The following is a 26,163-nucleotide window of genomic DNA, read 5'->3' on the forward strand; positions in this document are numbered from 1 at the left end:
CAAAACCATCGTCGTCGCACTCTCCACCACCGATTCCGCACAGCCGGCCGGCACCGCAGCACAGGGCGGCATCATGTTCACGCTGTCGAACGGCGCGGCACCGCAACTGGTCGCCGTTGCGCCGTTCTCGGCAACGTTCGCGGATGTCGCGCCCGGCTCCTACACCGTGACGGCGCAGGCCGTTGACGTTGCTGGCGCAGCGGTCGGCCCGGCTGTTATCTCGGAGGCCTTCACGGTTGCCGACGACTCGGTGGCTTACCTGCTGCCCGCCGGCCTGACGGTCACGGTGCAGTAATGAAGGCGCTGCGCAGGTGGATGCGCTTGTGTTGCCGGCGCAAGCCCGTCGTGTACGCGATTCCGCATTCGTACCGAATCCATATCCATCGATGAGCCGCCTGCGCGGCTCTTTTCTTTTGAGGCCCCAGATGAACTGGACTCTCGCACTTCAATACATTGCCTACGGCTTTCTGATCATCGTGTACGGCGCATTTGCCTGGGCCGGGAAAGCTCCGGTCGATGGCTTCATTGCAATTCTGACGGGTGCTATCGCAGCGCTCGGCGCAACGCACGCATCGGCATCGTCGGCAAAGAACGCGGCTGTCGCTGCCGCCGATATGGTCAAGGCGGTCAACCCCGCTCGACGCCGGTCGCTGCCCCCACGCAAGTCGTCCAGTCGTGAAGCTCGCCCTGCTCTGCCTGCTACTGGGCGGGTGTGTGCAGGTCGTTCCCACATTCGACGATCCGCCAAACATCGGCTGCTGCATGGTGGTGGTCGAAGCACATCACACGCTGCTCCACGCTGAAGTCAATCGCAATTCTCACGGCACCACCTACAAGCTCGGCGCCGCCTGGAAGTTCTGACAAGGAATCCACATGAAATCGCTTTTCATCGCCGCTGTTGCGGCTATTTGTGTTGCTTTCGCCGGTTGCTCGACTTCGCAACTCACCACCACGCAACAACTCTTCGCGTCCGACTGCTCGGTCGTCAATGCCGACCTGCTGGCGCTCTCCACGTCGACGCTGCTGACGACCGATCAACAAACGAAGATCGGTGACCTGCTGACCGCGAACAAGGCGGTCTGCGCGGCGGTTGCTAACGCCGATGTGTCGACGCTCAAGAGCATCAACGATTCGCTGTTGCCCGCTGCGATTGTGATCGTCGCGGCGATTCCGTCGCTGCCGAATCAGGCGGCGATTCTGCTTGCGCTCAACACGGTGGCACCGATCGTTCAGGCTCTCGTCGACCAGGCGATCACCGCGGCGACCTCGAGCACGGCCGCAATGAGCGCGCCGCAATGAGTCACCCCATCCGCGTCGCTTTATCGGGCAGCGGTTTCAGGCTTGGCGCACATTTGGGAGCGTTGAAGGCGATCGAGGATGCAGGCTTCGAAGTGGTCGAGCTCGCCGGAACGTCAGGCGGTTCGATCGTCGCAAGCGCCTATGCGTCCGGCGTCTCGCTCGATTCGCTCACCCAGATGTGCATGAGTCTGGACTGGTCGCCCATGATGAGCTTTTCGGCATGGACGCTGGTGACGAAGCAGAGCCTTTGCGCCGGAGACGCGCTCCTGGCGTTCCTGCAAAAGCTCACCAACGGCAAGACGTTCGCCGATCTATCGGTTGACCTGAAAGTGGTCGCGTCCGACCTGCTGACGGAGAAGGAATTCGAGTTCAGCAAGGAAGCGACGCCCGATGCTCCGATCGCACTGGCCGCACGCGCCTCGGCGTCAATCCCCGTCGTGTTCACGCCAGTCGCCTACAAGAACGTGCTGTTGGTGGACGGTGGCTGTTGCGACAACGTTCCCGCCTCCAACCTGACCGTCGATGAAGTGCCGCGCGTCGGCATCTATCTCGAATCGGATGACGCGCCGCTGCTGCCTGGCGTGTACGGCATCAAGACGCTCGCGCCCAGGATGATCGATTTGCTGCTCGCATCCAACGAGGCGTCACACGTTGAACTCGATACGAAGAACGGTGCGCAGATCATCCGCGTGCCGACCGGCTTTGCATCGAGCTTCGATCGCAACATGGCGACGGCAACCCGGCAGAAGCTCTACGACGTCGGGTATGCGTCAACGGCCGCCGCCCTAAAAACCCTCTCTGCTCCGGTGGCCGCATGAAGCTTGGAAAACTTGCAGCGCGGCATGACCCGCGCGTGCCGCATCTGTTGAAGCACATGATGTCGGCCTTGGCCGCGCCATCCGCAGACTGGACGAAGGCGGTCAAGTCGTGGCCCATGCTGGCCAACGACGTGCATGGCGACTGTACTGCGGCCGCCGTCTATCACCTGATCCAGTGCTGGCTCGCCAACAACGGCTTCGACTTCACGCCGACCGATGAGCAAACGCTTGCGCTCTACGGTCAGACCTCCGGGTTTCCGAAGGTCGATCAGGGTGCGGTCGAGGTGGACGTGCTGAAGTACTGGAGCACGGTCGGCGTGCCCACGGAGATCGGAACGGATGCGGTCACGTTCGCCTCGTTGAAGCCGCAGGACCTCAACGATCTTCGGCTGTCGGTTCAGTGGTTCGGCGGCGTCTATCTGGGCGTTGCTCTGCCGCTGACGGCGCAGACTCAGGAAGTGTGGGATGTGGTCGCAGATGCACCGGAAACACTCACGGCGGCAAATAGCTGGGGAGGCCATGCGATCTGTGCGGTCGCGTACGACAAAGACACGTTCACGGTCGTGACGTGGGGAAAGCTAGTCAAGGTGACGAACGCTTTCATGCAGATGTATTGCGACGAGGCGTATGCGGTGCTGTCGCGTGACTGGCTGGCGAACAGTGGGATTTCGCCGCCGGGGTTGAACTGGGATGGGTTGCAGCGCGAATTGGCTGGCATCGCAGTCTGATAGTTGTATCTGCCATTCACCGTCCGCGCTTAGTACTGGCGCGGGTTTCCCTGACCACGTTCGCGGCAAGCCCCCCTCACTCCCCATCGACGTTCCTGCACTCGCGAGCGATCTTGTAGATGCTTGCCAGAGCACGTTTGGCGGAGTTCAAATCGATGTTCTCATGATGCCTGGAATGTCGCATGACCTGTTCTAGTGCATCGTGATAGGTCTGCGTCAACTCGATCAATGCTGCGTACCGAACTTTCATCGATATCAGTTCCTTGCTCATCCCGCCTCCTGCACCCATGAGCGCACTCAATCAGACCGTTTCCGCAGCCTCGTCAGGCACCTCTTCTCCGAACTTCGAAGCAACGTAGGCGCGCATCGCCGCGACTAGAGCTGTGGAACCTTTCCATTCGCGCGACGAGTGCATGCCGTCGGCGATGCTGCTAAAGGTGCGAGCGCGCCAGTCTTCCGTAATGTGCGGCGGTTCATTCCAAGGCACGATCTCGATGCGCTCGCGCTCGATGATCGGGCCAGCTTGCGCCCAGTCGGCAGATGGTTGCCAAGGTCGGATCTGATCCTTTTTTGCGACGCGTAAATCGCCATTCACGGTTTTGAATACACGCGGCGCGCCAAGGCCATCCAGCGCATCCGCCGCCTCGCGCGTTGAGCCATCAACGAAGCCGTCGGCACGAGCGATCCAATAGTCTAGCAATGCCCCTTGCAGTTCAGCTACACGCATCTATCCTCCCGCGCCCTCGCGCACATCAACTGGTCAACCTCAAGGTTGCGCCGTCAAACGCCCTCGGGCACATCCTCACCAAATTCCGTCGCCACCAAGCATCGCATGGCAGCAATCAGCGCTGTCGCTCCGTAATACCGTTTCGATGGCGGATAGTCGAATGTCGTGATGCGAGCACCCCACTCATTCACCAGCATCCGGCTATCCATCTCGTAATTCTCGAAATACTGGAGATTGATGTGGTGGCGGTCGATCAAGGGGCCGCCGCCCGCCCAGTCCGTCGAGTATGGCAGTGACGCACCATCGCCGACGACCCGGGCTACCCAGAAATCCAGCCACTTGCCTTGAAGGTGTTCGACCTGCATCAATCAAGGTCAACGTTGGCGCCGATCTCACGCATCTTGGACAAAACGCGCTCCAGTTCATCGGGCGTCAGGGCTAGCTTAGCCGCGCCAAAGAACAGGATTTGCGGGCTCATCTCGCGCGGGGTCTCGCCGCCAGTGTACTTGCGCCATTGTTGACCGCCAGCGACACCGAACAAATCCGCCATCTGCTCGCCTGTGCGCTCGAGGTCGTCTTTTAATTGCCGAAAATCTTCGGGCTTCGGAGATGTGTATTTCATATAGAAAAGCCGCCTTTCGGCGGCCCTGGACTTAGTTGAAGAAGAACTTCGTGATCGCCATCACCGCAAGGATCAGGCCGCTCGCCCATACGAACGGCATCCAGCGCGATTCCAGGTTCAGCTTTTGGGTTTCAGCCATCAGCTTTGCGATCTCGGCTTCAGTCTTGAGGATGTCCAAGGTCTTTTCCATTTCTGCTCTTCCTTCCGGGTTCGGGCTGCGCGATGTGCGCTACCTCTGAGACGTATATTAGCACCATTGGTGCTAATTGCAAGAGCTATTTTGCAGCGTCACTCCCGTCATTAGCCGACTGCGGGTGGTCCTCTTTGGCACCCAGAAACCCCATCCGCGACCGCTCGGTCTGCATCGACATCCTGAACTGATAAAGCACCGCAACCTGACCCAGGTTCGCATCTTTCCAGCACCGCTCGATTATCTCCCGGTAGCCGTCAACCTCTTCCGTGAGCTTGCGCAACCGGATGACTTCGAGCACCGTTCGACGCACGAGTTCGTCGTCAAACCGACGATAGATGTCTCGCAGGTCGTCAGTTGTGGGTGATGCGAAGTCAGGGAGAGATGGTGGCATGGCAGGGCGCGAGAATGCTGTATGGATGCACAGTATAAACGACGACGCGCTCCATCTCGCGCGCGGGATTCCGCGTCCAAAACGCGCTTGTAAGTGTTTGTTTTTATTGGTTGCGTGAAGTGTGAATCAGGGGTGTGCAGATAGCGCGAAATTTCCACTTAACTATCTGATTTTAATAGTCAAATGCCAGTTAATAGGATTCTTCTCCACTGAAACACCGGCCGGCGTCCAAAGCGATCCGCGAGCAGACCCGCGACCGCCGCCCCGCCGACCATGCCGAAGAAACTCGCGCTGGCGACCAGACCGGCGGTCGCGCTCGACAGACCGAACTCGGTTTTGATCGAGCCGAGCACGAAGGTCATCGTGCCGAGATCGACCGAGTCGAAGAAAAACGCGATGGCGATAATCACGAACAGGGTGCGGTGATAACGCGAGAACGGCAAGCGTTCGAGTCGGGCAGCGGCGCTTGCGCGAGGCTGGTAAGCGGTAGGCATGGCATCCCCTGATGACGCGTGGCGTGGGCCGCTGGATCAGCGGCGAACGGTTTCAGTAGATGCCGACATAATTCGACGACATAGAAAGAAACCGTCACCAGGATGGGATGGGGGCGTCATTGGGGGCGCAGCACGACGGCCGCGCCCGATGCGGACTTACTGAAAACCCACGACGTCGTGCGGCACGTACGGCGCTTCCAGCGATTCGATTTCATCTGCAGTGAGCTTGACATCGAGTGCCGCAATCGCATCGTCGAGATGATGCGGTTTCGACGCGCCGACAATCGGCGCGCTCACTTCCGTCTTGCCGATCACCCACGCGAGCGCCACCTGCGCGCGCGGAATGCCGCGCGCCGCCGCGATCTTCGCGACCGCGTCGATCACGCGCCGGTCGGCGTCCGCTGTCTTGTCGTAGAGGCTATTGCCGAAGCCGTCGCTGTTCTGGCGTTCGGTGGTTTCGTCCCAGTCGCGGGTGAGGCGCCCTCGCGCCAGCGGACTCCACGGAATCACGCCGATCCCCGCGTCTGCGCAAAGCGGCAGCATCTCGCGCTCTTCCTCGCGATACAGCAGGTTCAGGTGATTCTGCATCGTGACGAAACGGGTCCAGCCGTGCCGGTCGGACACGTGCAGCGCTTTTGCGAACTGCCATGCGAACATCGACGACGCGCCGATATACCGCGCCTTGCCCGCCTTCACGACATCGTGCAGCGCTTCGAGGGTTTCTTCGATCGGCGTTGCATAGTCCCAGCGGTGGATCTGGTACAGGTCGACGTAGTCGGTACCGAGACGCGACAGGCTCGCGTCGATCGACTGAAAAATCGCCTTGCGCGACAGTCCCGAGCCGTTCGGCTTTTTCGCGTCCGCGCGATTGCCCATCGGAAAGAATACTTTCGTGGCGAGCACGATCTCATCGCGGCGCGCGAATTCCTTCAGCGCGCGGCCGACGATCTCCTCCGACGTGCCATCCGAATAGGTGTTCGCGGTATCGAAGAAATTGATGCCGGCTTCGAGCGCCTGGCGAATCAGCGGGCGGCTCGCGTCTTCGTTCATCGTCCACGGATGCGGGCCGCGTTCGGGCACACCGTAGGTCATGCAACCCAGGCAGAGCGGGGAAATATCGAGTCCGGTGCGGCCCAGCTTCACATAGTCCATCTCATCCTCCGTGCGGTTCGGCTTTCGATTATCGGGCAAATCGCCGGATCGGGTCGCCGCCGCTCGCGCACGGTTGCGAGCACGCGCGCCGGTCCATCGGACCGGCACGCGCTTTCACCAGACTTCACTACGCTTCAGCCGACTCAGCCGACTCAGCCGACTCAGCCGGCCAGGGGCAGCGCCGCATCGCCGATGATCTTCACGAAGTAGTCGGCAAAGCTGCGGCGCACGATCAGTTCGAAGCGGTTGTCGCCCGCCGCGATCAACGTGACCGATGCCTTGAAATAGTGACTCTGCGCGCACTGTCCCGCACCGAACAGCTTCGGATGCAGATCCAGCGGGCAGCCGCGCGAAAGAACCTCGAGCACTGCCGTGCCGGAAATCTCCAGCACCGTGAAGCCGCTGCCGACATCCACCGCCGACGCGAACACGCCGCTGAACGCCGTGCCCAAAGCACCGGCGACAGGCGCGGTCGCCGCCGCCGAATACGCGGCGGCCGAGCGCACCAGCCACTCGTCCGGTCCGAGCCACACCACGTCGAAACCGTTGCCCGACGCGACGGTGTTCGCCTTTTCCGGCGGCCGGCAACCGACGACCCGCTCGAACGCGGCGACAAACGCCGCGTCGCGCAGATCGCCGCGCACGTTCACCAGTTGCAGGAACGGCCGCTCAGTCAGCCGGAACGCCGCCGACGCCAGACCCGGCACGCCTTCGACGCCCACCAGCGGCGACTCCTGCCACACGCCGGTCTGCGCGCCCACGGCCTTGTCCACGACAGCAGCCATCGTCGACCCCTCGCTCACTTCATTCAACATGTTGACGTGCTCCTTCGCTGTCGTAAAACACCGAACTGGTAATGGTGGCCTTCACGTGCCGGCCGCTCGACAACGGAACCGTGACCTGTTCGCCGATCTTGTCGAGACCGCCCTTCACGACCGCCAGTGCGATCGAGCGCTTGAGAATCGGGCTGAAGTAGCTCGACGTCACGTGTCCGACCATCGGCGCGATTTCACCCTGGAACGGACCGGCGACGATCTGCGAGCCTTCCGGAATCACCAGCGACGGATCGTCCGACAGCAAGCCGACAAACTGCTTGCGCCCCGCCTTCGACGTATCCGAACGCGTCAGCGAGCGCTTGCCGAGAAAGTCTTTCGACTTCGCGACCAGACCGCCCATGCCGAGGTCGTACGGCGTCATCGAACCGTCCGTATCCTGGCCGACGATGATGTAACCCTTCTCCGCGCGCAACACGTGCATGGTTTCCGTACCGTACGGCGTGATGTCGAACTCCGCGCCTGCCGCGACGATCGCTTCCCACACCGCGCGTCCGACGTTCGCGGGCACGTTCACTTCATACGCGAGTTCGCCCGAAAAACTAATCCGCATCACCCGCGACGCAGCACCCGCAACCGTGCCTTCGCGATAGCTCATAAACGGAAACGCGCCGTTCGCGAAGTCGATGTCGTGACACACCTTTTGCAGCACCTTGCGGCTGTTCGGACCGACCACGGCAAAGGTCGCCCAGTGATCGGTAACCGACGCGAGACGCACCCGCATATCCGGCCACTCGGTCTGCAACCAGCGTTCGAGCCATGTCAGCACCCGCGCCGCGCCGCCCGTCGTGGTGGTCATCATGTAATGCTGATCGGCGAGACGCACGGTCACGCCGTCGTCGAAAATCATGCCGTTTTCATCGAGCATCAGACCGTAACGGCATTTGCCCACTTCCAGCTTGGTCCACGGATTCGTGTACACCCAGTTCAGCAGCTTCGCCGCGTCCGGACCCTGAATGTCGATCTTGCCGAGCGTCGATGCGTCGAGAATGCCGACGCTCTGGCGCACCGCCAGCGACTCGCGCTGCACTGCCGCGTGCATGTCCTCGCCCGGTTTCGCGTAGTACCACGGCCGCTTCCAGTTGCCGACGTCCTCGAACGCGGCGCCGTTTTCGACGTGCCATTCGTGGATCGCGGTCTTGCGCACCGGATCGAGAAACTCGCCCAGTTCGCGCCCAGCGAACGTGCCGAAAGTCACCGGCGTGTAGTTCGGGCGGAAGGTCGTGGTGCCGGTCTCGGGAATCGTCTTGCCGAGCGCCTGCGCCAGAATCGCCATCCCGTTGATATTGCCGAGCTTGCCCTGGTCCGTGCCGAAACCCATCGCGGTATAGCGCTTCACGTGTTCGACCGATTCGAAGCCTTCCCGCGCCGCTAGGAAGATATCGGCGGCGGCGACGTCGTTCTGAAAATCGACGAACTGCTTCGGCCCACGCGCCGCGAGCGCGCGATCGCCGACCAGCCACAACGGTTGCATCGGCGCTTCGGCGATGTCGGCGATCTGCACCGCGTCCGGACGCGCGACGATAAACCCGGCCGCGCGCGCCGACTCGACACCCGCATCGACCGCGCCGCGAATGCCGCCCGACAGCGTGAAGTCGCCCGCACACGCGCCGACGCTCAATTCCGGCTGCATCGGCTTGCCCGGCACGAAGCACGCCTTGCCGTCGTGCCAGTGCGCCTTGCCGCCCGATTGTGCGAACAGGTGCAGCACCGGGCTCCAGCCGCCCGACATCGCCAGCAGATCGCAGGGCACGCTGCCGAGACTCGCGCCGGGCTTGCCGTCTTTCACGCCCGCACCACCCGCACCACCCGCATACCCCGCGACTTCGACCGACGCGACGCGCAGCTTGCCGCGCGCCTCGGTGACCACCGCGCCGTTCATCACCTTGATCCCTGCACGGCGCGCCAGCGCCGGCAACGTACCCTTCGATTCCTGCGCACGCGGATCGACCACCGTCACCTGCGCGCCGGCCGCTTTCAGATCGAGCGCGCACTGATAGGCGTCGTCGTTGTTCGTGAATACGACCGCCTGACGTCCCGGCAACACCGCGTAGCGATGCAGATACGTCGATACCGCCGACGCCATCATCACGCCCGGCAAATCGTTATTGCCGAACACGATCGGGCGTTCGTGCGCGCCGGTCGCGAGAATCACGCGTTTGGCGCGGATTTTCCACATCAGTTCGCGCGTGCCCTTGCGGGCCGATACCGGCAGATGCTCGGTCAAACGCTGCGTCACCGTGACGAGGTTGTGATCCTGATAACCGAACGCCGTGCTGCGGCTCAGGATTTTCACGTCGGGCATCGCACGCAGTGCATCGGTGATCTTTTGCACCCATTGCAACGCGGGCTTGCCGTCGATGGACGCGCGGCACGACAGCAGCGAGCCGCCCAGCTCAGGCTGGTCGTCCACCAGCGTGACGCGCGCACCCGACAACGCCGCCGCATGCGCGGCCGCCAGTCCGGTCGGCCCGCCGCCCACCACCAGCACGTCGCAATGCGCGAAGCACTTGTCGTAGCGATCCGCGTCGAGCTGCTCCGGCGCACGGCCGAGACCCGCTGCCTCGCGAATCGCATCTTCGTACTTCGGCCAGAACTTGCGCGGCCACATGAAGGTCTTGTAGTAGAAGCCGGCCGGCATGAAGCGCGAAAACTTCTGGTTGATCGCCATCCGGTCGTTTTCGAGGCTCGGGCTCGCGTTCACACTGGTCGCGACGAGTCCCTGATACAACTCGACTTCCGTGGCTCGCGCGTTCGGCACCGTGTATGCGCCGGTTTCCAGCTGGACGATCGCATTCGGTTCCTCGACACCCGCCGTCACGATGCCGCGCGGCCGGTGATACTTGAAGCTGCGCGCGACGAAATGCACGCCGTTGGCGAGCAGCGCCGACGCCAGCGTATCGCCCTGGAAGCCCTGATAGGTGCGACCGTTGAACGTGAACGTCAGCGGAACGGCGCGGTTGACGCGGCCGCCCATCGCAAGTCGGTCTTTCTGGCTCATGCTGATTTGCCCTCGCTGCCATCGTTGCTGTCGCTACGGTCGAGCGCCAGATGCGGGCGGTCGAACGTCTCGTAACCTTGAATCTCATAGCTGACGGTATCGCGCTGCGCCTTGAACCAGCGGCGGCAGCCTTGCGTATGCAGCCATTGCTCGCGATGCACGCCGCGCGGATTCTTGCGCATGAACAGGTAATCGCCCCATTCGCGGTCGTCGAGGGTTTCGGTGTTCAGCGGACGGGCGATATCGGCTTCGCCGCCGCACGAAAATTCGGATTCGGCGCGGGGACCGCACCACGGGCATTCGATCAACAACATCGTTTCTTCTCCTCGGCTTCCTGCGACGCTTTCGCGCGCGTGAACGTCAATGTGCGACTGCGGCTGCGCCGTGCTCGTCGATCAGATGACCGGTGTAGAACCGGTCCAGCGAAAACGCCGCGTTCAGCGGATGCGGCTCGTCGCGCGCGATGGTGTGCGCATACGCCCAACCCGAACCCGGCGTCGCCTTGAAGCCGCCGGTTCCCCAGCCGCAATTGAAATACAGTCCCTTGACGTCGGTTTTGCTGATGATCGGGCACGCATCCGGCGACACGTCCACGATGCCGCCCCACTGCCGGTTCATCCGCACCCGCGAAAACACCGGGAACATTTCGACGATCGCTTCGAGCGTGCCTTCGATAATCTGGAAACTGCCGCGCTGTCCGAAACCGGTGTACTGGTCGACGCCTGCGCCGATCACGAGGTCGCCTTTATCCGACTGGCTGATATACGCGTGCACCGCGTTCGACATCACCACCGTGTTGACTACCGGCTTGATCGGTTCCGACACCAGCGCCTGCAACGGATGGCTTTCGAGCGGCAGGCGCACGCCCGCCATATCGGCCAGCGTCGAGGTATTGCCCGCCGCGACTACCGCCACTTTCTTCGCCTTGATAAAGCCCTTGGTGGTATCGACGCCGATCACCTGGCTGCCGTCGCGACGAATGCCCGTCACCTGACAGTTCTGCACGATATCGACGCCGGCCTGATCCGCGCCGCGCGCGAAACCCCAGGCTACCGCATCGTGCCGCGCAACCCCGCCGCGACGCTGGATCGACGCGCCCAGCACCGGATAACGGCAGTTCAGGTTGATGGTCGGCTCGATTTCCTTGATCTGTTCGGGCGTCAGGAATTCGGCATCGACGCCGTTCAGCCGGTTCGCGTTGACGCGCCGTTCGGTGTCGCGAACGTCCTGCAGCGTGTGCGCGAGATTCATCACGCCGCGCTGGCTGAACATCACGTTGTAGTTCAGGTCCTGCGCAAGTCCTTCCCACAGCTTCATCGCTTTTTCGTAAAGCGCGGCGGATTCGTCCCACAGATAGTTCGAGCGCACGATGGTCGTATTGCGCGCGGTATTGCCGCCGCCGATCCAGCCTTTTTCGAGCACGGCGACATTGCGCACGCCGTGTTCTTTCGCGAGGTAATACGCGGTGGCCAGTCCATGTCCGCCGCCGCCGACGATCACCACGTCGTACTCGCGCTTCGGTTCCGGGCTCTTCCACTGACGCTCCCAGTTCTCGTGATACGACATCCCGTTGCGCAGCAGGCTGAATATCGAATAGCGGCTCATGTTGTTTCCCTTTACCTGTAACCGTTGACCCGTCTGGCTTTCCGGCGAAGCGTCGGATCGGGTGCAGCTATTGCACCAAACGTCAATTTGGACCGATAGAATAAAAACGGCATGACCGTATGATGGTGACGTCAAGCGGCCCGCCAGCCAAGGCCCGCGACGGATTTACGATGAGATCTGACGTATTTCCGACAGGCCCGCGCCCGCGCGCTGGCGATCCTGACGGCTCCGCTTCTTCCTTCTTCCGGCGTCGATGCAGGCATGAATTCCGTTGATCCGCTTCCCGTCCAGCCCGCCGCTACAGCGCCCCGACAGCGCATCCGTTTCGGCATCATCCTGCTGCCGAACTTCACGCTGACGGCGTTCTCGGGCTTCGTGGACCTGTTGCGCCTGTCCGCCGACGAAGGCGATTTCAGCAAGCCGGTGCGTCTGTCGTGGAGCGTGATCGGGGAAACCCTGGCACCGGTGCGCGCGAGTTGCGGCATCCAGATCACACCATGGGATACGTACGACCATGCCGAGCCGTTCGACTACGTGGTCGTGGTCGGCGGCTTGCTGCATTCGGGGCCGGTCGCGAGCGACGCGACGCTGGCCTTTATCCGCCGCGCCGCCGCAGCCGACGCCACGCTGGTCGGCATGTGCACGGGCGTGTTTTCGCTGATGCGCGCAGGTGTGCTCGACGGTCACCGGATCTGCGTGAGCTGGTTCCACTACTGGGATTTCATCGAGCGCTTTCCAGCCGCCGACGAACGCTCGCTGGTCGCCGACCGGCTGTTCGTCATCGACCGGCGACGCATCACCTGCTCGGGCGGCCGCGCATCGATCGACGTCGCCGCGGCAATCCTGCTGCGTCACTTCGAAACCGCCACCGTGCAAAAGGCGCTGCGCATCCTGCTGGTCGACGACATGCAGAAAGGCAACGCGCCGCAGCCGCATCCGCCGGGCCTCGCGCCCGCCACGCATCCGAAGGTCAAGCGCGCGATCCTGTTGATGGAGCAGCATATCGGCCGCTCGTTGCCGCTCGACGAACTGGCGCGCAAGCTCGATCTGTCGCCGCGTCAGCTGGAACGGCTGTTCAAGGCGCAGACCGGCAAGGCGCCGCAGGCGTACGCAAAGCAGGTGCGCTTGCGCACCGCCGCGTGGCTGCTGACGAGTTCGGACAAGACCGTCGCGGATATCGCATCGAGTTGCGGTTTCTCCGATGCGTCGCATCTCGGCCGCGAATTCCGCAAGCAGTTCGGTTTGCCGCCGATGATGTATCGCGAACAGCGCGGCACCGCCGCGGAAACGGAAGACAGCGCCGGTTACGACGAAACCTTTCCGGGTCGCGCGCAAGCGATCTGACGCCGACGGTGACGGTGACGCTCACGCGCGTCGTGGCTTAATTCGCCATCCGCCGCTCGACGCTCGGCGCGTGACCGAATTGCGCGCGATACGCCTTGCTGAAATGACACGCCGAATGAAAACCGCATTCGGTCGTCACACTCGAGATCGATGCGTCGGTGTTGCGCAGCAACTCGCGCGCGCGACGCAGCCGCAGCGTCAGGTAGTAATGCGTCGGCGACACGTTCATAAACATCTTGAACATGCGCTGCAAATGACGTTGCGACAGATGCACGAGACGCGCAAGTTCGTCGAGCGACAGCGGCTCCTCGATATTCGCCTCCATCAGCCGCACCACTTCGATCAGCTCCGCGCGCGACAGACCGACCCGCGCATCGACGGGAATGTGCTGGTAGTCGGTGGAGCCGCGAATCCGCTCGACGATAAACTGCTCGGACACCTGCGCGGCGTGCGTGCGCCCGAGCCGCATGCCGACCAGATTCAGCATCAGGTCGATCGGCGCGGTGCCGCCGGTGCAGGTCAACCGGTCGCGATCGATCACGAACAGTTCGTCGGCAAAACGCACGTGCGGGTAACGTTTGTGCAATGGCGACATGTCTTCCCAATGCACGGTGCATCGATAGCCGTCGAGCAGATTCGCGGCCAGCAGCGCATACGGGCCGGTGCAGATCCCGCCGACCGGAATGCCCTTCGACGCGACGTCCTGAAGCAGCGCGATCACCGCGTCGTCCACAACCTCCGCGACGTGCCAGCCCGCGCAGACGATCAGCACGTCGGGCAGGTTGTCCGGATCGAGCGTGGTGGTGGGCTTCACCGTAATGCCGTTGCTGGCGCGCGCCGGCTGGCCGTCGGGCGTCACGACCGACCACGTGTAATGCTGCGCACGGCCGACGTAATTCGCCATGCGCAGCACTTCGACCGCGCTGGTGAACGCGATCATCGAGTAGTTCGGCAGCGTCAGGAAACCGAAGTGCGCGAGCCGGGACAACGGCGCTTCGGTGTCGGCCGACGTGATCGCGTCGCGCTTCATACGCGCATCAACCGTGTTGCGCGGCCGGCGCGCGGCGCACTTTCATCACGCTTCGCAGACCCGACAGCAACGGTGCCCGCGCCATGCCCGGCGCACGGCCGAAGCTCTCGGTGATACGGTCGAGAATGATCGCCAGCATCACCACCGACAACCCGCTTTCGAAGCCCAGCCCGATATCGAGCCGCTGGATACTGGCCAGCACGTCGTTGCCCAGACCGCCCGCGCCGACCATCGACGCGATGATCACCATCGACAGCGCCATCATGATGGTCTGGTTCACGCCGGTCATGATCGACGGCAGCGCATTCGGAAACTGCACCTTGTACAGCAGTTGCCACGGCGTGCAGCCGAACGCCTGCCCGGCTTCGACGATCTCGCGGTTCACATGCTTGATGCCGAGCGACGTCAACCGCACGGCCGGCGGCATCGCGAAAATGACCGTGGACAGAATCCCCGGCACGCGGCCCAGACCGAACAGCATTGCGGCCGGAATCAGGTAGACGAACGCGGGCATGGTCTGCATCAGATCGAGCACCGGACGCACCACCATCTCGACATAGCGGCTTTTCGCGGTCCAGATGCCGAGCGGCACACCGAGCAGCAGGCTGATAAACGTCGACGACAGCGTCAGACCGAGCGTGATCACCATCTGATCCCAGAAGCCGGTGCCGTAGATCAGCAGCAACGCGAGCAGCGTGAAGGTCGCGAAGCGCCAGCCCACGCGCCACAGGCCGATGCCCACGAAGATCGCGATCAGCGCCCACATCGGCACGGACTGCAACCCGTGTTCGATCATCGCGGCGAAACTTTCGATCACTTTACCGATCGAGTCGAAGGTCTTGGCGTCGTGGTCGAGCAGATAGTGAACGCCGTGATCGACCCAACTGCCGAGTGGAATTTTGTCAGACATGGGAGCCTCTATGACGGGTCAGGACTTTCAGCACATGGGCCTTGTTGATGGAACCGCAGTACGCGCCGTCCGCATCGACGACGGCCAGCGGCGCCCGGCTTTCGGTCACGCGTGTGACCACGTCGTCGAGCGGTGTGCTGTAGCGGATCGCTTCGACCGGTGTGATGTGCGGCGACGCGCTGCCCATCGCGTCGCGACCGACCACGCCGCGAATCCGCCGCTCGCTGTCCATCACGAACGCGTACTCGGCGCTGCCGTTGAGCGTCGCGGCGACGCTCGACGCGTCGATCTGCGGCGAGTGGTTCATCAGCGGTACCGCATCGGTCTGCATCAGGTCGCCCGCCGTCAGGTAACGGCTGGTGTCGATACCGTCGAAGAACGCGCGCACGTAGTCGTCGGCGGGGTTCTTGATGATTTCCTGCGGCGTGCCGATCTGCACCACCCGGCCGCCTTCCATGATCGCGATCCGCGTGCCGATCCGCATCGCTTCTTCGAGATCGTGCGACACGAACAGAATCGTGCGCTGCTGTTCTCGTTGAAGATCGAGCAGCACGTTCTGCATTTCCTTGCGCTTCAACGGATCGAGCGCGGAAAACGCCTCGTCCATAATCATCAGCGACGGATTGACCGCCAGCGCCCGCGCCAGTCCGACCCGCTGCTGCATCCCGCCCGACAACTGCGCCGGCAGTTTCTGCGCGAACGGCGCGAGCCCGACCTGCTCCAGCACGGCCATCGCCTGTCTCTCGCGCTCCTTGCGGCCCACGCCCGCCACTTCGAGCCCGAACGCCGCGTTCGACAGCACGCTGCGTTGCGGCATCAGCGCGAACGACTGGAACACCATGCTCATGTCTTTACGGCGCAGCGCGATCAGTTCCTTGCGCGGCACGCCCGCAACATCGCGGCCGTCGATCAGGATCTTGCCTGCGGTCGGTTCGACCAGCCGGTTGATCAGTCGAATCAGCGTCGATTTGCCCGAGCCGGACAGGCCCATCAGCACGAAGATTTCGCCTTCCTGTACGTCGAACGACACATTGTGGACACCGACGATCTGACCGGTGCGTGCGAAGACTTCTTCCTTCGTCGCGCCGCCTGCCAGCATGTCGATCGCCTGTTTCGGGCTGGTGCCGAACACCTTGCACAGCCCTTCGACCACGACCTTGGGGGAATTCATCGAATGCTCTCCTGGCGTCACGGACATGGCGTCCGCGCTGTGCCTACATAGTTGCCAGAAAAAAGTACGCCCTGGCGACTATTTGCGACAGACACCTGTGGAAATGCGACACCCCGGCGTCGCGTGAAGACAGTTCGGCGAGACCGCCCGAAAACAGGCGGGAAATGGCGGATTCGTACCGGTGATTTGCCGCTTCCGTTCTATCCGCACGACTATTGGCCGCTTTTACTGAAAGCGCAGCCGGTTGTGCCCGGTGCCGGCGACCGGCCCATTCACCGGTTATAGATGGAAATTTCCCCGCGCACGAGGACATCATGTCGATCCTGCTCCCCCTGCCGATCCGCGCGGTCGCGAAGTGGCAAACGCCCGTAACCGTATTCTGGCGTGCGCTCGGCGCACTGACCACGCGCATCGTGCTGCCGACCTTCGGCCAGGGCGGCGGCGCATCGCTCGCGCTCGGCATCGCCGACGATGCTTCCCGCACCGACGCGACCTATCAGCGAATCAGATAGATACCAAATTGGCGGCATGCGCCGTTTCATCGAAGATCGCCCGATCGTCAACTGTCTGACTGTTCGAAGGGCTTTCCATGAAATGCATATTGCGCGCCGACTACGTGTTGCCGATGACCGCTGACGCGGCGCAGCCGGTCACGACCCACCCCGCCTTGAATACCGTGATCGCCGATGGCGCGGTCGCGATCGACGCGAACGGCCGGATCGCCGCGGTCGGCGACGCGGCGACCGTGATCGGCCAGCATCCGGATCTGCCGGTGCGTCATCTGCGCGACCGTCTGCTGATGCCCGGCCTGATCAACACGCACTGCCATTCCGGCTTGCTGCGCGGCACCGCCGAAGGATTGCCGGTGTGGGACTGGCTTCAGCAGTTCATCGATCCGATGCACCGCGTGCTCAACGCCGAAGAAGCCGAAGCGGCGTCGTGGCTGTGCTACGCAGAGGCGTTGCTGTCGGGCACGACCACCATCGTCGATATGTGGCGGTTCATGGAAGGCAGCGCGCGCGCAGCATCGGGACTCGGGATTCGCGCGGTGCTCGCGCCGTATGTCGCCGAGCATCCGGACCACGACTATTTCGAAACGCTCGATACCAACGAAAAGCTGATCGAACGATGGCACGGCCGCGCCGATGGCCGCATCAACGTGTGGGTCGGCCTCGAACATCTGTTTTATGCGGTGCCCGACGCGTGGCGTCGCGCGGTGTCGATCAGCCGCGCGCACGGCACGGGCTTGCATACGCACAGCAACGAAAGCCGCTTCGACGTCGAGGCGACCTTGAAGCGCTACGCGCTCCGGCCGGTTCAGGCGCTCGAAAAATTCGGGCTGCTGGACGCGCCGAAAGTGCTGCTCGCGCATTGCGTGTGGCTGTCGGACGACGAGATCGCGATTCTGGCCGAACGCCGGATCGGCGTCGCGCATAACCCGATCAGCAACATGAAACTCGCGAGCGGCGCCGCGCCGGTGGAACGCTTGCTGGCAGCGGGCGTCGCGGTCGGGCTCGGCACCGACGGCGAGAAGGAAAACAACAACCTCGATATGTTCGAGGAGATGAAAACCGCGTCGTTGCTCGCGAAGTTTTCCGGGCTGGATGCGGCCGCGCTCGATGCGTGGTCGGTGTGCGGAATGGCGACCCTCACCGGCGCGCGGGCGCTCGGCATGGCCGATCAGATCGGCTCGCTCGAACCCGGCAAAGCCGCCGACCTGATCGCCGTGCGCACCGATACGCCACGGATGACGCCGCTGCTGACGGGCCGCTATCTGAATCTGCATCACAACCTGGTCCACGCGGTTCAGGGCGGCGATGTCGATATGACGATGGTGAACGGCCGCACCGTGGTCGAAAACGGCCGCTTGCTGAGCGCCGATCTGCGCGCGTTGATCGATCGTGCAAACGCGCTGGTGCCGGGTCTGTTCGAGCGTCGCGCGCGCTGGCTCGAAGGGCAACGCAAGCCGGTCAGGCGCGGCGCGGAAAACAGTTTGCTCGACTGATACCGGGCGGGCTCACGCGTCGATCGGATGACGGCTCAATTCGCCGCGCAGCCAGTTCGCGGCGCGGCCCGATTCCTGTTCGGTCGACCAGATCAGATCGATGCCGACCGACCATTCGGTGAACGGGTACGCGGCCAGCTTGAGTTCAACCAGCTGGCCCGATTCGAGTTCGGCGCGAATCAGGCGCTTCGGCAACGACACCCAGCCAAGTCCGTCTTTGGCCATCTCTAGCAGCGCCATATAACTTTCGACGTTCCAGCAACGCGGCGACTTCAGATATTCGCCGGTGGGCAGCGTGCGGCCATGCGGCGCCACCACGATCTGCCGGTAATCGCCGAGCTGCGCGAACGACACGTCCTGCACCTGCGCCAACGGATGATCGCGATGGACGGCATTGGTGAAGGTCAATGTGCCGAGCCGGCAAAACGCGATCTGCTTCGGATAAGCCGGTTGCGCGAAGCTCATGCCGAGCTTCACGTCGCCGCGCGCGGTCAATTGCAGGATATCGTCGTGCGACGGGTGACGCATATCGAGTTCGAGATCGGGAAACGCGGCTTCGAAACCGCGCAACGTGGCCGCGATCGCCGCATACGGAATCGCATCGTCGACGGCGATCGCCAGCTTCGGCTCGACGCGCATGTTCAGCCCGTTCGCGCGATCCTGCAACGCCGCGCAATGCGCGACCACGGATTGCGCCTCGCGCAGCAATGCGTCGCCCGCTTCGGTCAGCGTCGGATAACGCCCGCTGCGATCGAACAGGATCACGCCGAGATCGACTTCGAGATTGATCACGGCCGTGCTGACCGCCGATTGCGCCTTGCCCAGCTTGCGCGCCGCGCCGGAGAACGAACGTTCTTGCGCAGCGGCGACAAAGGCTTCGAGCTGGTCGAGGGAAAAGCGAGCGGTCATCGGTGCGATCGGAGTGCGTGGAAGCACCGATTTTACGTGAGCGGTCGCGCTGCGCCCGCAACATCGCGCCGCCCTGCGCGTCGCGGGTTTGTGCCGAATGATGTGGGAAGCGTGTGAGCGACGCTGCCGGAGACGCCCAGCGCATAGCGCACCACGCGCAATGCGCTGGGCGAACTACGTGCCGTATGCCGGCGCCACGATTCGCGCGTCGCTGGCGCTGAGCGAGTCGAGCAACGCGAACATCGCCGCGACGTCCGGCACGCGACTGCTCCGGTCGAACTCCAGCGCGATATCGCGTAATGCGGCGAGCGCGTCGTCGTCGCGATCTTGCGAACGCAGCAACTGCGCAAGACCGAGCGTCGCGCGCAATTCCCACATCCGGGCGCCGTGCGCCCGCGACAACTCGATCGCTTCGTCGAACGAGGCCTGCGCCTCGATTAGTGCGTGGCGTCGCGCGTCGTCGCCTTCGGGCAGCATCGCGGCTTGCGCCTGCGCGACGACACCGAGCGCGCGCCACACTTCCGGCAGGAAAAACAGCTTGCCGTTCTGCTGACAGAATTCGAGCGCGTCGTTCAGACGCTTCGACGCATCCTTAAAACGCCCTGCCGCGATCAACGCTTCCGCGCACGCGACGATCAGCGGCGTGATCAGTCGCCGGAAGCCTCGCTGGATCAGCGAATCGAGCGCGGTTTCGAGGGTCGCGAGTCCCGCTTCCGGCCGCCCTTCGAGTACATCCAGATGACCGCCGACGCACTCGCAGTACTCGCGCCAGATCGTGAAGTCGTGCAGTGCCGTTTGCGAACGTGTGATCGCGAGGTAATGCTTGCCGCGCCGATAGTCGCCGGACAGCAACGCGAGCGGAATCGCGACTACGCCGAGCGTGTGCGTGAACCACGGCTCCATCGTCGCAGGGTGGATCAGGTTGACGGCCTTGTCGGCGAATTCCAGCGCCTGTTCAGCGTCGCCCTGAACCCAGACGATCCGCGCAAGACCGCTATAGCAGATGGCCAGCGGCTCGACGGCGAACCGTTTGATCTGACGCGCGTCGTCCGGATAGGCGGACAGATCGCGGATACACGCTTCGAGTTTCGCGCGCGCGCATGCATGCTGGCCGAGACAATGCTGCGCCACCGCCGTCAGCGAGGTAGCCAGCGTGTGTTGCCAACGCGAACCGCGCGCCTGTGCGAACTGCTGGAAACGCTTGGCGTAGAACAGCGCCTGATGGACGTTGCCCGCGGACAGCATCGCGTTCCACAAGCCCCACAACGCGCGCGCCTGGAACTCGTCGTTTTGCGACATGACCGCCAGCGCGAGCACGTCGTGCCAGAGATCGGCGGCGCATTTGATCGGGCCGCGCAAATTCGGCAGCACCGATGCCAGCGCCGCGCGGATCCGCATCTCGCTGACGGCATCGACCGCGCCTGCGGGCAGATCGCCGAGCGCCGCGACCGCGCGCGCCGCGCGTCGGCCGCACTCTTCGATCAGGCAGCATTCGAGCAACGCGCCGACCAGCGTGGACGCCAGTTCGACGCCCAGACGCAGATCGCCTTCGTCGGAAAACGCCCAGTCGAATGCGCTGCGGGCGTCGTCGAGCGTCTGTTGCAGATCGGAACCGCCTTCGAAGCGCGCCAGCGCCGACGATGAAGACGACGATGCGCACGCGCCTTGCCGGAAACGCGAGGCCAGATATCGCGCATTGCGTGCCGCGATTTCCTGGCTCTCGCCTTCCGCGTGAAGCTGTTCGAGCGCGTACGCGCGGGTCGATTCGGTCAAGCGGTACTTCGCGACCGGTCCGTCTAACTCGACGCTGACCATCGATTTCGCCGCCAGTTCGCCGATGCCGTCGATCACCGCGCCGATCGTCAACGCGTCGTCGCAGGCGACCGCGCACATCGCTTCGAGCGAGAACACGCCGCCGAACATCGCGAGTCGCCGGAACAATGATTTCGCGTCCGGATCGAGCAACGCGAAACTCCAGTCGAAGGTGGCGCGCAAGGTCTGGTGACGCGGCAACGCGGTGCGATAACCGCCCGCGAGAATCGCCATCCGGTCGTCGAGCCGCCGATAGACGCCTTCGACCCCGAACGCGACGACCCGCGCCGCCGCCAGTTCGATGGCGAGCGGAATGCCGTCGAGACGGCGGCAGATCTCGCCGACCCGCGCGATTTCCGTGCGGTCGGTCCAAACCTTGCCCTGCAACGCCTGCGCACGCGACATAAAGAGATGGACCGACGACTGTTCGAGAATTTCGTGCTCGGTCGCGTCGCGCGACGGCACGTCGAGCGGTTCGACGCGGAACACGACTTCCGGTGAAATCCGCAGCGGCTCGCGGCTTGTGACCAGCACGCGCAGCGCGTCGTGCGATGCGATCAAGCGCTCGACCAGCGCCGCGACATAGCCGATCACGTGTTCCGCGTTGTCGAGCAGCAGCAGACGCGGCTGGCCGGCCAGCAACGCGACGATCGCGTCGATGCGCGGCACGACATCGGGATCGAGACCGCCGCAACTGTCGGCGATGGCGGCGAGGATCGCGTCCTCGTGCTTGAGCGCGGCCAGTTCGACGAAGCAGACGCTGTCCGGCTGTTCGGCCGCCAGCCGATGAGCGACGGCGATCGCCAGCGTGGTTTTGCCGATGCCGCCCGCCCCCGTCAGCGTCAGCACGCGCGTGGTGTCGAGCGTGGCATGAACCTGCGCGACCGCCGCATCGCGGCCGATCACGCCGGTGCGCTGCGCCGGCAACCGCGCGACGACACGGGTGCGAACGATCGTGGCGGGCGCGTCGTCGCTACGGCGCTGAACCAGCCGGTAGCCACGGCCGGGCACGGTGAGGATGCAGTCGCGGTCGGCGCCGAGGACCTTGCGCAGCGTCGACAGATGCACCTGCAGATTGTTTTCTTCGACGATCGTGTCGGGCCAGACGGCGTCCATCAGCTCGTCCTTCCTGACGAGCCGGCCGTCTGCCGACGCGAGTACCACGAGGATGTCGAACGCGCGCGAGCCGACGTGCACGGGTTCGCCATCCTTGCGCAATACGCGCAACGCCAGATCGATTTCGAAGTGTCCAATCTTGATCATGTCATTTCGGAATCAGCGGAAACCGCGGTGATGCGGCATGAAGCAACCGCGAAAAAATTCAGGGAAAGCCGAACGGCACCGCATGGCTTCAGCGGCGAGTCGATTCTATCCGGCGGAATTCGCGGTTTCTTGCACGTTAGTGCGGCGGATTGGACGAAAGTGAGATTTGCAGCGGCGGATGCGCTGTTTGAATGACGACGCTGTCGCGCCGGATCACCGGGCGCGCGGCAAGTGCGTGCCGTTTGAGCAGAAGAATGGTCGCTGCGACGGCGGCAGCGTCGGCACGCCGCGAAGATCAATGCAGTGCAATGCGCGTGAGCGCATGGACTTGCCGCAGGCATCGTCGTCATGCACTCACTTCTGATCTTCGCCGGTCAGTGACGACCGGCCATCGCGCGTTCGATTTTCTGATCGGTTTTATATTGGCTCAACGCATACACCGACCAGATCGCAGCCGGAATCCAGCCGATCACCGTAATTTGAAGAATCAGGCAGATGATTCCCGCAACCGGACGGCCGATCGTGAAGAATTGAAGCCACGGGAAAATCAGGGCAAGCAGCAAACGCATGGATGGGTCCTCGGGTTGATTTGTCGTTGGCACGGCCTGCGACCGCCCGTCGTGCTGTCGCACGCATGGCGGTCCGGCCGTTGCCGCCCGAGTATACGTGGGCCACGCGCCGATGCGGCGATAACGCCTACATGACAGAGCGGTAATGTTCGGGTCACCTTCCGGACAGTACCTGGCGACCAGAATGGACCCCACGTTCACTGCGATCCGACCGGCGTCCGGATAGACACCGGCAAAGCGCGACGAACGGCGGCATGCAACCCATTCTCAGGAGTCGTTCATCATGAAAACCCTTTTCCCGGCAGTCGCATTGGGCTGTGCCCTCGCCATTCCGATGCTCGCCAGCGCGCAAACCGATTCGGGCGCCGATCCCGTCACGCGCGCCGAAGTCCGCGCCGATCTGGCGCGGCTCGAACAGGCCGGCTATCAGTCGCGGGCGACCGAAGCCAACTATCCGGCCGACATCCAGGCCGCCGAAGCGAAGGTCGCCGCCAACCAAATCGCGTCCGCATCGACGCAGGCGCCGGGCGTCGGCTCGGTCGGCGGCGTCGCGCCGGGTTCGACGGAGTCCGGCAGCCGCGCAATCGACATGAACCCGCCGACGCCCGCGCAATGAATGGTTCGGTGGGTTAAAGGCTAAGTGAAAGGCTACGGGGAAACGGCGCCTGTGCGCTCGCGCGCGCCGTTCGGCATACGCCTGGTAGAATCGACGCGACTCTTCTATCCGGATACCTGTGATGTCCCATTTCCTGCCCGTCGCGCTCGAACACGCCAGCCGTCTGCTCAATCACGGCCCGACCATCCTGATCACCAGCACCGACGGCACCCGTCGCAACGTGATGGCCGCCGCATGGTCCACGCCGGTCGAATTCACGCCGCCGCGTATCGCAGTGGTCATCGACAAAAGCACGTTCACGCGTGAACTGGTGATTTCGAGCGGCAAGTTCGGCATCTGCGTGCCGGGCGCGGCCGCGATCGACATGACGTATGCGGTCGGCAGTATCAGCGGCAAGGAAGGCGACAAGTTCGAACGCTACGGCCTCGCTTCGGCGAACGGACCGGTGCTCGGTTTGCCGGTGATCGAGGAAGGCTGCGCCGCGTGGCTCGAATGCAGACTGATTCGCGAGCAGCACACCGAAGAAGCGTACGACACGTTTTTCGGTGAAGTGGTCGCCGCCGCCGCCGACCGCCGCGTGTTCGACAACGGTCACTGGCTATTCGACGCGTCGAATCCGGGGCTGCACACCATCCACCATCTCGGCGCTGGCAAATTCGCGCCGGCGTCGTCGATCGTTTCCGCGAAGCCGCTTTGAGCGGTGTTGGCGTCGCTGTCGATCATCCAGCGACGCATGTGGAACGCTAGCGCGGCTGCGTGGTCCCCGATGACGCCTGACCGCTTGCCGACGGCGCGAGCCGAGTCAGCTCGCTTTTCGCAAGCACGCTTTCGATAAACGTATCCGGGCATTCGCCGACGGCGGCGGCGAATCGCTGCTGCGCATCGGCGCGTTCGCCATGCGCCAGATACCACTCGCCGACGTAACTGTCCGCCTCGCAAATCTGCGTGGTCCGCTGATCCGCCGTGCCGGTTTGCACGGCGCTCGTCAGCGCCGCCAGCGACGACTTGCCGCGCAGAAAATCCAGCACCGGATACGGCCATTGCGCGGGGTCCAGCGTGTCGGCCGGGTCGCGGTCCTGCCGCAACGTGTCCGGCGAGCCGGCCGCGTTCGACCGCAGGGCGATCACTTGCCGCCAGATCGCCGCGTAGTAGTCGTGATGCCCGACGGGATGCACCTTGCCCGCCCGCACCAGGTTTTGCCACCGCGTCAGATCGGCGTCGGCGCCGGCGAAATCGTGCAGATAAAAGCGCAGCTGCGCGCGGCCGAATAACAGCGGTCCATTGTCCGGATCGATTTTCGACGCCCGGTCATAGCCGTCGCGCGCCGCGTCCACATGTCCGAGATCCGCGAGATCGTCGGCCATGTATACGATTGCGCGCTGATTGTTCGGCTCGCTCTTCAGGATTGCGCGGTAGTCGTCGATGGCGGCGGCCTTGGCGTGATGCTGTTCGAGCAGCAGCGCGCGCGCCAGATAGATATCGGTATTGCCCGGCATCGCGCGCAACGCATCGGTCAGACTCGCGATTGCCGCCTCCGTATCGCCGGACGCGGACATCGAACTGGCGCGCGCCAGATAAGCACTGGATTTTCCCGGCGACAGTCGAATCTCTTCGTTGAAATCGGCGATGGCTTCGTCGTACCGTTTCAGACTGTCGTACGCGGTGCCCCGCCAATAATGGAAATAATCGATGGTGGGCGCCAGTTGAATGGCGCGGGTGAAATCAGGCAGCGCGAGCGTCGCCTTTCCGCTTTGCAGATACGCTTCCGCGCGACCTTCGAATCCATCGGCGAAATTGGGCCGCGCAAGAATGACGCGCGTGTAATCGTCGATCGCGTCGTCGAATCGCTGCTGTTTCATCAACGCATGCGCGCGAGACAGCGCCGCGTCCGGATTGCCGGGCGACTGGGTCAGCACGAAACTGAAATCGGCGATCGCATCGTCGTAACGGCGCGCATTGAAAAACAGAATGCCACGGTTGATTCGAGCGAGCGTCGCGCCTGGCGCAAGCGCGATGGCCTGGTTGTAATCGGCCAGCGCCTGGGTCGGATTACCGGCTTTTGCATTAGCGTCCGCGCGCGCCACGAGAATATCGGCGCCCGCGTGCCCCGCTTCGATTGCGTGGGTGTAATCGGCTGCGGCTTGCGCAAAGCGCTTTTGCAGCGAATGCACATAACCGAGATTGGTCCACGCCTGACTATCTTGCGGGTCGAGCTTCAATGCCGCGAGAAAGTCCTGGGTGGCGGCGTCCATCTGATCGAGATGCCGGTAAGACAGCCCGCGATTATTGAATGCCGCCGGATTGGCTTTGATAAACAACGCACGGTCGTAATCGAGCACGCTTTGTCCGTATCGCCCGGCTGCATAATCGGCACGTCCGGTGGCGAAGTAAAGGGCGTAGCGGATATCGGCGTCGAGCACCGGATCGTTAATCGCATTCGTGCCGAATACCTTCACGGCATCGGGATTGCGTTGATACCGGACGACTTCGTCGCGGATATCGATGGGCTGCATCAGCGCGGCATTCGCGGAAACGTGGAATGTCAGCCATGCCCAACCCAGCAGTGATCGCACTTTCAACGTGTTCCCGTATTCATTGTGTTTGAAGCGCGAACCCGTCCGCGCACCGCGATACAAAATTTTTGCACGACGCAAAATAATGCGCCTGCTCT

General features: G+C 63.2%; 28 protein-coding genes and 2 pseudogenes. 11 read left to right on the forward strand and 19 right to left on the reverse strand.

The window, feature by feature from the left end:
• The 5 genes and pseudogenes from PW947_RS17900 to PW947_RS17920 form a co-directional block, all read left to right on the forward strand.
• Positions 1-295, forward strand: a pseudogene (locus tag PW947_RS17900) (hypothetical protein); the annotation flags it as partial.
• Between the two features lie 380 nt (positions 296-675).
• Positions 676-861 carry a hypothetical protein gene (locus PW947_RS17905; protein WP_299633700.1) on the forward strand — a complete coding sequence of 62 codons (186 nt, stop codon included), beginning with the start codon at positions 676-678 and terminating at the stop codon, positions 859-861.
• 12 nt (positions 862-873) lie between these two features.
• Positions 874-1,299, forward strand: a complete 426-nt coding sequence (locus PW947_RS17910) for a hypothetical protein (protein WP_299633701.1) — start codon at positions 874-876, stop codon at positions 1,297-1,299.
• The gene (locus PW947_RS17915) at positions 1,296-2,117 is read left to right on the forward strand and encodes a patatin-like phospholipase family protein (RefSeq protein WP_299633702.1); all 822 of its coding nucleotides are present in this window, start codon (positions 1,296-1,298) and stop codon (positions 2,115-2,117) included. Before PW947_RS17910 ends, PW947_RS17915 begins: the two co-directional genes overlap by 4 nt.
• The gene (locus PW947_RS17920) at positions 2,114-2,845 is read left to right on the forward strand and encodes a hypothetical protein (protein WP_299633703.1); all 732 of its coding nucleotides are present in this window, start codon (positions 2,114-2,116) and stop codon (positions 2,843-2,845) included. Before PW947_RS17915 ends, PW947_RS17920 begins: the two co-directional genes overlap by 4 nt.
• A gap of 76 nt (positions 2,846-2,921) precedes the next feature.
• On the opposite strand, the gene PW947_RS17925 is transcribed toward PW947_RS17920, so the two are convergent.
• The 12 genes and pseudogenes from PW947_RS17925 to PW947_RS17980 all read right to left on the reverse strand — a co-directional run bounded on the left by PW947_RS17925 (position 2,922) and on the right by PW947_RS17980 (position 11,863).
• A complete protein-coding gene (locus PW947_RS17925) occupies positions 2,922-3,116 on the reverse strand; it encodes a hypothetical protein (RefSeq protein ID WP_299633704.1) in 195 nt (64 codons plus the stop codon).
• Between the two features lie 30 nt (positions 3,117-3,146).
• Entirely contained in the window at positions 3,147-3,572 is a 426-nt protein-coding gene (locus PW947_RS17930) for a phage protein NinX family protein (protein WP_299633705.1), read from the reverse strand.
• Positions 3,573-3,625: 53 nt separating this feature from the next.
• Positions 3,626-3,937 (reverse strand): phage protein NinX family protein, encoded by a 312-nt coding sequence (locus PW947_RS17935; RefSeq protein ID WP_299633706.1) that lies wholly within the window; start codon positions 3,935-3,937, stop codon positions 3,626-3,628.
• Positions 3,937-4,194: an XRE family transcriptional regulator gene (locus PW947_RS17940; RefSeq protein WP_299633707.1), complete on the reverse strand. Its 258-nt coding sequence runs from the start codon at positions 4,192-4,194 to the stop codon at positions 3,937-3,939. Before PW947_RS17940 ends, PW947_RS17935 begins: the two co-directional genes overlap by 1 nt.
• A 31-nt stretch (positions 4,195-4,225) precedes the next feature.
• Entirely contained in the window at positions 4,226-4,384 is a 159-nt protein-coding gene (locus PW947_RS17945) for a hypothetical protein (RefSeq protein WP_299633708.1), read from the reverse strand.
• Positions 4,385-4,469: 85 nt separating this feature from the next.
• The gene (locus PW947_RS17950) at positions 4,470-4,778 is read right to left on the reverse strand and encodes a hypothetical protein (RefSeq protein ID WP_299633709.1); all 309 of its coding nucleotides are present in this window, start codon (positions 4,776-4,778) and stop codon (positions 4,470-4,472) included.
• 206 nt (positions 4,779-4,984) lie between these two features.
• Positions 4,985-5,272 (reverse strand): annotated as a pseudogene (locus PW947_RS17955) (MFS transporter); the annotation flags it as partial.
• A gap of 156 nt (positions 5,273-5,428) precedes the next feature.
• Positions 5,429-6,424: an aldo/keto reductase gene (locus PW947_RS17960; protein ID WP_299633710.1), complete on the reverse strand. Its 996-nt coding sequence runs from the start codon at positions 6,422-6,424 to the stop codon at positions 5,429-5,431.
• 161 nt (positions 6,425-6,585) lie between these two features.
• Positions 6,586-7,239: a sarcosine oxidase subunit gamma family protein gene (locus PW947_RS17965; RefSeq protein ID WP_299633711.1), complete on the reverse strand. Its 654-nt coding sequence runs from the start codon at positions 7,237-7,239 to the stop codon at positions 6,586-6,588.
• Positions 7,229-10,258: a sarcosine oxidase subunit alpha family protein gene (locus tag PW947_RS17970; protein ID WP_299633712.1), complete on the reverse strand. Its 3,030-nt coding sequence runs from the start codon at positions 10,256-10,258 to the stop codon at positions 7,229-7,231. Before PW947_RS17970 ends, PW947_RS17965 begins: the two co-directional genes overlap by 11 nt.
• Complete coding sequence (locus tag PW947_RS17975; RefSeq protein WP_299633713.1) at positions 10,255-10,572, reverse strand: sarcosine oxidase subunit delta; 318 nt, start codon at positions 10,570-10,572, stop codon at positions 10,255-10,257. The genes PW947_RS17970 and PW947_RS17975 overlap by 4 nt, the downstream gene beginning before the upstream one ends.
• 46 nt (positions 10,573-10,618) lie before the next feature.
• Entirely contained in the window at positions 10,619-11,863 is a 1,245-nt protein-coding gene (locus PW947_RS17980; protein WP_299633714.1) for a sarcosine oxidase subunit beta family protein, read from the reverse strand.
• A 261-nt stretch (positions 11,864-12,124) separates the two neighbouring features.
• On the opposite strand from PW947_RS17980, the gene PW947_RS17985 reads away from it, so the two are divergent.
• On the forward strand, positions 12,125-13,207 hold the full coding sequence (locus PW947_RS17985) for a GlxA family transcriptional regulator (protein WP_299633715.1): 1,083 nt from the start codon (positions 12,125-12,127) through the stop codon (positions 13,205-13,207).
• A gap of 37 nt (positions 13,208-13,244) precedes the next feature.
• Here PW947_RS17985 and PW947_RS17990 read toward each other — a convergent pair whose 3' ends face one another.
• From PW947_RS17990 to PW947_RS18000, 3 genes are read right to left on the reverse strand one after another with little or no spacing between them, the layout of a single operon-like run.
• Positions 13,245-14,237, reverse strand: coding sequence for a GlxA family transcriptional regulator (locus tag PW947_RS17990; protein WP_299633716.1), 993 nt, complete (start codon positions 14,235-14,237; stop codon positions 13,245-13,247).
• Positions 14,238-14,244: 7 nt separating this feature from the next.
• On the reverse strand, positions 14,245-15,147 hold the full coding sequence (gene choW, locus PW947_RS17995) for a choline ABC transporter permease subunit (protein ID WP_299633717.1): 903 nt from the start codon (positions 15,145-15,147) through the stop codon (positions 14,245-14,247).
• Entirely contained in the window at positions 15,140-16,318 is a 1,179-nt protein-coding gene (locus PW947_RS18000; protein ID WP_299633718.1) for a glycine betaine/L-proline ABC transporter ATP-binding protein, read from the reverse strand. The genes choW and PW947_RS18000 overlap by 8 nt, the downstream gene beginning before the upstream one ends.
• A 314-nt stretch (positions 16,319-16,632) precedes the next feature.
• Between PW947_RS18000 and PW947_RS18005 the strand changes: the two genes are divergently transcribed.
• Entirely contained in the window at positions 16,633-16,830 is a 198-nt protein-coding gene (locus PW947_RS18005) for a hypothetical protein (RefSeq protein WP_299633719.1), read from the forward strand.
• A gap of 77 nt (positions 16,831-16,907) precedes the next feature.
• On the forward strand, positions 16,908-18,323 hold the full coding sequence (locus PW947_RS18010; RefSeq protein ID WP_299633720.1) for an amidohydrolase: 1,416 nt from the start codon (positions 16,908-16,910) through the stop codon (positions 18,321-18,323).
• A 12-nt stretch (positions 18,324-18,335) separates the two neighbouring features.
• Here PW947_RS18010 and PW947_RS18015 read toward each other — a convergent pair whose 3' ends face one another.
• On the reverse strand, positions 18,336-19,232 hold the full coding sequence (locus PW947_RS18015; RefSeq protein ID WP_299633721.1) for a LysR family transcriptional regulator: 897 nt from the start codon (positions 19,230-19,232) through the stop codon (positions 18,336-18,338).
• Positions 19,233-19,406: 174 nt separating this feature from the next.
• On the reverse strand, positions 19,407-22,307 hold the full coding sequence (locus tag PW947_RS18020; RefSeq protein ID WP_299633722.1) for a winged helix-turn-helix domain-containing protein: 2,901 nt from the start codon (positions 22,305-22,307) through the stop codon (positions 19,407-19,409).
• Here PW947_RS18020 and PW947_RS18025 point away from each other — a divergent pair.
• Entirely contained in the window at positions 22,290-22,502 is a 213-nt protein-coding gene (locus PW947_RS18025) for a hypothetical protein (RefSeq protein WP_299633723.1), read from the forward strand. The genes PW947_RS18020 and PW947_RS18025 overlap by 18 nt on opposite strands.
• 179 nt (positions 22,503-22,681) lie before the next feature.
• On the opposite strand, the gene PW947_RS18030 is transcribed toward PW947_RS18025, so the two are convergent.
• Positions 22,682-22,876, reverse strand: coding sequence for a YqaE/Pmp3 family membrane protein (locus PW947_RS18030; RefSeq protein WP_299633724.1), 195 nt, complete (start codon positions 22,874-22,876; stop codon positions 22,682-22,684).
• 283 nt (positions 22,877-23,159) lie between these two features.
• Here PW947_RS18030 and PW947_RS18035 point away from each other — a divergent pair, with 283 nt between their 5' ends.
• Positions 23,160-23,492: a DUF4148 domain-containing protein gene (locus PW947_RS18035; protein ID WP_299633725.1), complete on the forward strand. Its 333-nt coding sequence runs from the start codon at positions 23,160-23,162 to the stop codon at positions 23,490-23,492.
• 121 nt (positions 23,493-23,613) lie between these two features.
• The gene (locus tag PW947_RS18040) at positions 23,614-24,189 is read left to right on the forward strand and encodes a flavin reductase family protein (RefSeq protein ID WP_299633726.1); all 576 of its coding nucleotides are present in this window, start codon (positions 23,614-23,616) and stop codon (positions 24,187-24,189) included.
• A gap of 46 nt (positions 24,190-24,235) precedes the next feature.
• Here the strand turns inward: PW947_RS18040 and PW947_RS18045 are convergent, their stop codons facing one another.
• Positions 24,236-26,065, reverse strand: a complete 1,830-nt coding sequence (locus PW947_RS18045) for a tetratricopeptide repeat protein (RefSeq protein ID WP_299633861.1) — start codon at positions 26,063-26,065, stop codon at positions 24,236-24,238.
• Positions 26,066-26,163: the final 98 nt, after the last annotated feature.

The organism is Paraburkholderia sp. (assembly GCF_028283785.1).
Taxonomy (GTDB): domain Bacteria; phylum Pseudomonadota; class Gammaproteobacteria; order Burkholderiales; family Burkholderiaceae; genus Paraburkholderia.

Coding starts and splice junctions, on each gene's coding strand:
- PW947_RS18015 (WP_299633721.1), bottom strand. CDS start 19,232: ATGACCGCTCGCTTTTCCCTCGACCAGCTCGAAGCCTTTGTCGCCGCT.
- PW947_RS17935 (WP_299633706.1), bottom strand. CDS start 3,937: ATGCAGGTCGAACACCTTCAAGGCAAGTGGCTGGATTTCTGGGTAGCC.
- PW947_RS18000 (WP_299633718.1), bottom strand. CDS start 16,318: ATGAATTCCCCCAAGGTCGTGGTCGAAGGGCTGTGCAAGGTGTTCGGC.
- PW947_RS17950 (WP_299633709.1), bottom strand. CDS start 4,778: ATGCCACCATCTCTCCCTGACTTCGCATCACCCACAACTGACGACCTG.
- PW947_RS18040 (WP_299633726.1), top strand. CDS start 23,614: ATGTCCCATTTCCTGCCCGTCGCGCTCGAACACGCCAGCCGTCTGCTC.
- PW947_RS18010 (WP_299633720.1), top strand. CDS start 16,908: ATGAAATGCATATTGCGCGCCGACTACGTGTTGCCGATGACCGCTGAC.
- PW947_RS18030 (WP_299633724.1), bottom strand. CDS start 22,876: ATGCGTTTGCTGCTTGCCCTGATTTTCCCGTGGCTTCAATTCTTCACG.
- PW947_RS17925 (WP_299633704.1), bottom strand. CDS start 3,116: ATGAGCAAGGAACTGATATCGATGAAAGTTCGGTACGCAGCATTGATC.
- PW947_RS17910 (WP_299633701.1), top strand. CDS start 874: ATGAAATCGCTTTTCATCGCCGCTGTTGCGGCTATTTGTGTTGCTTTC.
- PW947_RS18020 (WP_299633722.1), bottom strand. CDS start 22,307: ATGATCAAGATTGGACACTTCGAAATCGATCTGGCGTTGCGCGTATTG.
- choW (WP_299633717.1), bottom strand. CDS start 15,147: ATGTCTGACAAAATTCCACTCGGCAGTTGGGTCGATCACGGCGTTCAC.
- PW947_RS17945 (WP_299633708.1), bottom strand. CDS start 4,384: ATGGAAAAGACCTTGGACATCCTCAAGACTGAAGCCGAGATCGCAAAG.
- PW947_RS18005 (WP_299633719.1), top strand. CDS start 16,633: ATGTCGATCCTGCTCCCCCTGCCGATCCGCGCGGTCGCGAAGTGGCAA.
- PW947_RS17960 (WP_299633710.1), bottom strand. CDS start 6,424: ATGGACTATGTGAAGCTGGGCCGCACCGGACTCGATATTTCCCCGCTC.
- PW947_RS17965 (WP_299633711.1), bottom strand. CDS start 7,239: ATGTTGAATGAAGTGAGCGAGGGGTCGACGATGGCTGCTGTCGTGGAC.
- PW947_RS17940 (WP_299633707.1), bottom strand. CDS start 4,194: ATGAAATACACATCTCCGAAGCCCGAAGATTTTCGGCAATTAAAAGAC.
- PW947_RS17930 (WP_299633705.1), bottom strand. CDS start 3,572: ATGCGTGTAGCTGAACTGCAAGGGGCATTGCTAGACTATTGGATCGCT.
- PW947_RS17985 (WP_299633715.1), top strand. CDS start 12,125: ATGAATTCCGTTGATCCGCTTCCCGTCCAGCCCGCCGCTACAGCGCCC.
- PW947_RS17990 (WP_299633716.1), bottom strand. CDS start 14,237: ATGAAGCGCGACGCGATCACGTCGGCCGACACCGAAGCGCCGTTGTCC.
- PW947_RS17975 (WP_299633713.1), bottom strand. CDS start 10,572: ATGTTGTTGATCGAATGCCCGTGGTGCGGTCCCCGCGCCGAATCCGAA.
- PW947_RS17915 (WP_299633702.1), top strand. CDS start 1,296: ATGAGTCACCCCATCCGCGTCGCTTTATCGGGCAGCGGTTTCAGGCTT.
- PW947_RS17970 (WP_299633712.1), bottom strand. CDS start 10,258: ATGAGCCAGAAAGACCGACTTGCGATGGGCGGCCGCGTCAACCGCGCC.
- PW947_RS18035 (WP_299633725.1), top strand. CDS start 23,160: ATGAAAACCCTTTTCCCGGCAGTCGCATTGGGCTGTGCCCTCGCCATT.
- PW947_RS17920 (WP_299633703.1), top strand. CDS start 2,114: ATGAAGCTTGGAAAACTTGCAGCGCGGCATGACCCGCGCGTGCCGCAT.
- PW947_RS17980 (WP_299633714.1), bottom strand. CDS start 11,863: ATGAGCCGCTATTCGATATTCAGCCTGCTGCGCAACGGGATGTCGTAT.